This window comes from Thermogutta sp. (genome assembly GCF_039793925.1).
Taxonomy (GTDB): domain Bacteria; phylum Planctomycetota; class Planctomycetia; order Pirellulales; family Thermoguttaceae; genus Thermogutta.
On record NZ_JBAMME010000214.1, the window covers coordinates 1 to 6592 of the forward strand.

Sequence of the window (6592 nt, forward strand, 5' to 3'; positions counted from 1 at the left end):
GCCAAGATCGAAGTCCCCCAGCACGTATGTTCCGCCATAGTTGGTTCGGTTGGTTTTCCACTGATGACGGGCTTCGTCATACACGGCGACGCCGAAATCCTGGGGCGCTCCAGCGTTGGCGTTGCCGTCCCGGGTTATGGCCCAGAACATGGCTCCACCCCCGTTCGCTACATTGATGAAGCGTTCGTTTGCCCGGGCGTTAACTTGGAATCGGGCCCATTCGTGGGTCACGAAATCGTAGGTAGCCATCCCTACGGAGCGGATCGGTGTTGGTGAGCCGGATGCAGGATCACCGATGGTCCAGCCGACACCGCCATTGTTAAGGAGAAGCTCTTCAATCGTTCGGGTACCGTCCGACGTGTTCGTCTGGAAAAATTTCCATCCGCCGTCTGTAGCGTCGGGATCGTAGACCGCCGCCCCAACTTCTCGGGGAATGAAACCATTTGCGGTGGAATAACCAATCGTCCAGGCGACGATTCCATCCCTGCTCTCCAACTGAGTGACCGCGAGAACCCCCAGATTTGGGCTATCCGCCGTTTTCCAGGCCCCCTGGTTTGTATCGTAGATCGCCACGCCGACTTTGCGTGCCACGATCTGGCCGTTGGGAAGGGCCGTTCCAACCGTCCACGCCACCACTCCGTCTTCGGTCAAAACGTCGACAATGACCTGGCCAGAGCTGTACGAGGTCGATCCTTCCTGCCAAACTCCCCCCACATTGGCCCGATAGTGCACAGTGCTGCCATCAATCCAGGCCTCAACTTCTTGCGGTGGATGATAAGGATTGATCGTTGCAGGAAGCGTCAAATCAGGAGCCGGAATCAGCCCCAGCGTGCCCGGTATGATGTTGCCCGACATGGCCCCCGCATCGCCGTACCCAAGGGGAGTTTCCCAACTGAACCCCACGCCGCTCAGAAGTTGTCGGTCCTCCAGCCGCTCCAATCTTAACCTGCGATGTTTAGGAGAGTTTCCCAACCGACGACCATCGTGGCGAAGCATTCCGTTCTTCTGCAACATTGGTGGCATCCTTGCTCCCGAAAAAAGTCCTTCCCGGTCGGTTATGCCGGCCCGTGGGTTCATTAGAAAGGGACGCGATTTTAGCGTGAGCGACCCGTTACGTCGATATTACTATCGACAAATGCGAGATAAATCCTCCAATCCGATTGGACGGAAAAACCCACCTATTTTGACGAACGGGCCAAATCCAGTCCTGAATACGCCGCCGGTCCGAGAGATTGTGGAAAACGTGACGCTTGTCCCCGGCTCCAAAAAGGGAATGACCTCTGCTCCGCAGAAAAGATAACCGCGGTGGAGTAATCAACTCCGGCTCTTACCCCCAATTCGGGGGAAGTGACTCGTGCGCGGAACGACGTCAAACCATAGTATGATGAAGGGAGAGAATAAGCAGAAGGCGTCGGCTTGCTGGTTTTACGGAAGGAGGTAGCAGCGGGAGGTGGCTCTCCCGTTTTGATGCTCCCGATCTCTCCCCACCCGCGGCGACAGGCAACCTCATGCCAGGCATCGAAGACAGCGTGCGAGAAATCTGCCAGGCGCTCGACCAGGCCATCCGGCAGCGTCAGGGTCGCCGCGTCGAAGATTACCTCTCAGCTCTAGAAGCCAACGCACTCTCCACCGAGTTGTGGCTGGAGCTAATCTACACGGAGTACGTGGCCCGGTGCGAATGCGGAGAACAACCGAAGCCGGAGGAATATTTTCATCGTTTTCCCCAGTTTGCCCAGGACTTAGAAGAACTCTTCTTTCTCCATCAAGTGGTCAAGGAGTCGCTGGACGAAGCCGGCCTCCGGGAAACAGATGGCCGTGCGCCCGCCCTGGAGACCAGTTCCCTTCAATCCGACGTCTCCGAGCTGACGGGTGCGGCGGAGCTCGCTTCTGAGAGCCCTTCCCGGGAAGAATTGGATGCAGGCACCTCGGCCACAATCTCCCCCAATCACGAAGCCACGAGTTCTGCCTCGCGGATCCCTGAGGACACGGACCGAGAAGATCGCGCCTTCCCCACCATCCTGGGACATTACGAGCTTTTGGAAGAGATTGGCCGGGGCGCCACCGCTATCGTGTACAAAGCCCGCGACCTGCGGTTGAAACGTTATGTCGCGCTCAAGGTGGTGAACCAGGCGGCCTGGGATAAAACGGCGCGGCAACGCTTTCTGGCTGAGGTCGAAGCCGCCGCTGCTCTCCGCCATCCCCATATCGTTCAGATCTACGAAATCGGGGAAAGCGCCGAATCCTGGTTCGTGGCGATGGAGTACCTGGAGGGTGGCTCTCTGGCCGACAGGCCGGATAAGGTCTGGAGCCCCCGCGAAGCCGCAAAGATGGTGGCCACTCTCGCTCGGGCCGTTCAGTACGCCCACGAGCACCATATCCTCCACCGCGACCTGAAGCCCGCCAACGTCCTTCTGGATGCCGATGGCAGCCCCAAAATTGCCGATTTCGGACTGGCCAAACGGCTGGATGAGAGATCGCTCATGACCACGGAGGAGGAGCTGATCGGGACGCCTGCTTACATGGCTCCCGAACAAACTTCCAGCGAGGTCGGGCGGATCGGACCGACAACCGATGTGTACGCGCTGGGCGCCATCCTTTACGAGCTGCTGACGGGTCGCCCGCCGTTTCATGGGCGGAACGTCATCGAAACGTTGCTTCAAGTGCGGCACCAGGACCCGGTTCCCCCCAACCGTCTGCAACCTTCAGTCCACCGCGATCTGGTCACGATCTGCCTGAAATGCCTGGAAAAAGACCCCAGCCGGCGCTACCCCTCCGCCGCGGCCCTGGCCGATGATCTCCATCGGTTCCTGGAAGGGCAAGTCATCTGGGCACGCCCGGCAGGCCCGGTGGAGCGGGCCCTCAAATGGCTGCGGCGACATGCCACAGTCGCGGTTTCCTTGGCCGCCGTAATGGCCTCTGTGGCGATCGCCATCGTGGGTTTGCGCTGGTACGCCAGTGAGATGGAGCGCATCGAGGCTGATCGGCGGGCCCTCAGCCATCTCGCCGAGCAGCAGGCGCAGGAACTCCGCTCCCAGGAAGATGCTTCTCGCCACCAGCGGTATGTGGACTCGTTGTTTCGCGCGGAAGAGCTCCTCTTGGAGAATGCGGCACAGGCCCTCGCCATCCTGGAAGACCCTGACCGCTGCCCGCCCGATCTTCGCGACTTTGCCTGGAACCTCCTCCACAACCTGTGCCTGGAGGGCCGCACTTCATGGAGTGTGGCGTCCACCGAAGATAAATGGATCCGCCGTCTCGTGATGTCCCCCGACGGCCGGTTCCTCCTCTGGGGAACCTGGGACGGCTCGATCCTCCTGTGGGACACGCAGGCGCACATTGTCAAGGAGACGTTTCCCGCTCATTCCGACTGGATCGCCGCGATGGCCTTTGCCCCCGCAGGCAATGTTTTCGCCACCAGTTCGTACGACCATACCATCCACGTGTGGCAGCGGACTCCCTCGGAAGATCCGCCCGTCCGCCTGATCCGCGCATTCCGCCTGACTGCAGACGACGTTTGCTGGGACCTCGCGTTTCACCCGCAAGGCGAATTCCTTCTGGCCGCAACTGACAGCGGAGTAGGTGTCTTCAAGATCGCTCAGGGCAATGACAATGTCGTGACAACCGGGGAAACAATGACAAGCGATTTACCCGGCGCGGCTCGCCCGGCTCACACGAATAAGGTCAACTTCCTCACGCCGGACGTTCTCCGCGCCCTCGGATCGGGCGATGGCGCGTTTTTCACGATTCCTCCCATCAATTCGGGACTCCCACATCCCATCCTTGTTCGGGATTCTGCGCGATTTTCCGCAGGCATGTTTCGCTCGGTGGCGATAGCCCCGAACGGTCACCTGATTGCCTGCGGATCGGCGAATGGCCGCGTAGCCCTCGTCTCCTGGCCGGATCTGCAACTCGTCCATCAGGTTCGCGAGTTTCAGGAGCCGGTGTGGTCCCTGGACTTTTCGCCGGATAGCAATTTGCTGGCAGGAGCGGCCGGTGGAAGTATCTGGCTCTACAACCTCACCACGCGACAGGCCCGATACCTCCGCGACGTCCACTTCCATCCCATCCGAACCGTCCGCTTTTCGCCCGACGGACGTTATCTCCTCACGGCCGCGGAAGACTACACCGCCCGCGTTTGGGACGTCCGAAACCTCTCCCAAAGCCATCGTCTGAGTGCCCACGTGGGCTACGCCGTGTACGGGGCTTTCTCCCCGGATTCCCGACTGGTGTACACCGCCTCTCAGGGTGTCCTCAATGTTTGGGATTTGGAAAAGCAAGAGGTGCCTCCTCGGTTGGAGACAGAAAACCGCATCGTGCGGGCGGTCGCTGTATCACCGGATGGCACCCGCATTGCCACGGTGGAAGGCCTGGCGTTTCGGGATTCCACCATCAGCTTGTGGGACACAGCCACGAGAACCCGGCTGGTGAGCGCCAAACAGGCCGGGCTCAGTGACGACTGGCTCTTCTTCACGGCCGACGGCCAGTGGATCGTCGCCGTGGTGCGGGAGCGCCAGCTTCAGATCCGCGACGCCCGCCGGTTGAGTTCCCCACGCACCGTCTCTTCCCTCACAGTGCCTCTCACAGCCCTCACACTGAGCCCCAACGGTAAACTGGTGCTGGGAACTGATCGCCGCGGCCGATTTATCGCGTGGGATACCAAATCCTGGCTGGAAACCGATCTGCAGGGACTCGCTCTTTCCGGCAACTATGCCACAAGCCTGGCTTTCTCTCCCAACGGCCAGTATCTCGTGGCAGGCACGGCGAACGGGCAAATCGTGGTCTGGGATTTCGACCGCCGACGACAGGTGGCTACTGCCTTTCTTCAGAACGGCCCCGTCGCCACGATCGCTTTCTCGCCCACCACAAGTCAGATCGCGGTGGTCAGCCGTCTGATCCCCGCCATTCAGCGGTTTGAGTTTCCCTCCCTTCGCTTCCTGGGTTCGTGGGAAGAGACGCCGGGGTTTATCACCTATTTGGCGTACTCTCCGGATGGACAGGCACTCCTCTCAGCCACCCCGCCTGACGCCGCCGCCGGTAAGGTGGAACTCCGTATCTGGAATGTCGCCACCGGTCGATGTCATGCCTCGTTCAGCGATTTTGGCGGGCCCCTCCTTTTTGTGCCGTACTCTCAGCAATTCCTCAGCCTCGATCGAACTCGCCAGGTCCGAATTTGGCCTTTTGCAAAGTCCGGGGTTCAGTCGGAAAAGAGTCTCGTCCACCCGAACACTGAAACGCCCGTCGAGAACGCCGCCATCACACCAGCTTCGCAGTTTTCGTCGGATTAGTTGCTTCTGCCAATGGCCTCGCGAAGCCGACGGCACGCGTTAGAAAAATCGCAATGGAGCACTTTCAGGAGGTTTTCTCTTTGCGGAAGACGACACCTCCCGTGGCCGGCTGAAATCCATGCTGGGTGAGGAGATTGGCCGTGCCCGTCGCCCCACTGTGGCACTGCGCCTCGACAATGGAAATCCCGTCCTGCTGCAACCGGACCAGAGACTCACCCAGCAGGAAATCGTCGACCCTGCAATCTGCCCAGCCCTCGGCCACACGGATATCCACCAGCCCCACCGCCGGCCAGCAGTGCGGATTGGGATTATGTTTACAGAATCGCACCCGCGCCACAGGTCGGCCTGTCGCAGGATTGACCAGCAAGTAATCCAAAAGCTCGGATTCACAGTAGGACACCGCATCCCACCACTGGGTGAGCTGGGGATCCAGCCGTTTACAAACGGAGTACTGAGCGAACTGCAGCCGCAAGTCCGGATCCGCAGGCCGACGGTACTGCATCAGGTTCAACTGAAAACGCCGGTATCGGGCATCCGGCACGTAATTGTGCTGGGTGAAAGTCTCAATGAGCCGGGTATCGCTCTCCAGGATACCCGGCAGTTGAAAACCACCATAAAGGCCCAGATAGAACGGATGCCACGGACTGGCAGAGCCCCCATAAAGGACCTGCGCACCCCGGGATGTGAGATACTCTTCGCAGCGGAAGAGAAGTTCCTCGGGGACTTGCGACTTCTCGTACTCCTGGCTCACCAGCAGCAGACATGTGATGCCCACCTCGCACCGGAGGGCATCACCAAAATCGCTGGAGGGTGCAAATCCGGCGTGAGCAAAACCCACCGGACGACCGTCGTCGAAAGCCAGAATCAAACCTTTGGGGTCAAAATACGGCTTGTTCAGTACGCTTCGTTCTAACGAAGAGATGTTCAAGGGCTGCACAAGGCCAGGTCGACCAGTACACTCAGCCCAAATGCGTAACAGATGGGGCGGGTCTGTATTGAGGTAGGTTCGGTACGTTAACATCCCCCCAAGGACTTCTCATTTCTATCTTCACAAAAGTCAACCGTAGCCGCAGACTCGCTATGACATGCCGTCCTGTATCGTCTGGGGATAGGCCGTGTGGCCCTTCCCTGGTATTGATTCCCCTCTGTTTCCATTCTAGGGCGCACCCTCGATAAGCCGCAATAACATGTGAAGTTGACCCAACCTCGAGACGGTTGGTGGCACAGAGAGCAGGAAAAAGGCAAGCCTCTTCAAGCACGAGCAGCGTACCCCAGTCGGGACCCTCCATGAATCGTCCTTGCAAAGTGGA

The 6592-nt window shown here is 59.5% G+C and carries 3 protein-coding genes; 1 reads left to right on the plus strand and 2 read right to left on the minus strand.

Features of this window, described 5'->3' with window-relative positions:
• The coding region (locus tag ABJK56_RS08715) for a hypothetical protein (RefSeq protein WP_347244279.1) at nucleotides 1-1014 on the minus strand (1014 nt) is incomplete at its 3' end.
• A gap of 494 nt (nucleotides 1015-1508) precedes the next feature.
• On the opposite strand from ABJK56_RS08715, the gene ABJK56_RS08720 reads away from it, so the two are divergent.
• On the plus strand, nucleotides 1509-5282 hold the full coding sequence (locus tag ABJK56_RS08720; RefSeq protein ID WP_347244280.1) for a protein kinase: 3774 nt from the start codon (nucleotides 1509-1511) through the stop codon (nucleotides 5280-5282).
• A 64-nt stretch (nucleotides 5283-5346) separates the two neighbouring features.
• Here the strand turns inward: ABJK56_RS08720 and ABJK56_RS08725 are convergent, their stop codons facing one another.
• On the minus strand, nucleotides 5347-6303 hold the full coding sequence (locus ABJK56_RS08725) for a hypothetical protein (protein ID WP_347244281.1): 957 nt from the start codon (nucleotides 6301-6303) through the stop codon (nucleotides 5347-5349).
• Between the last annotated feature and the right edge of the window lie 289 nt (nucleotides 6304-6592).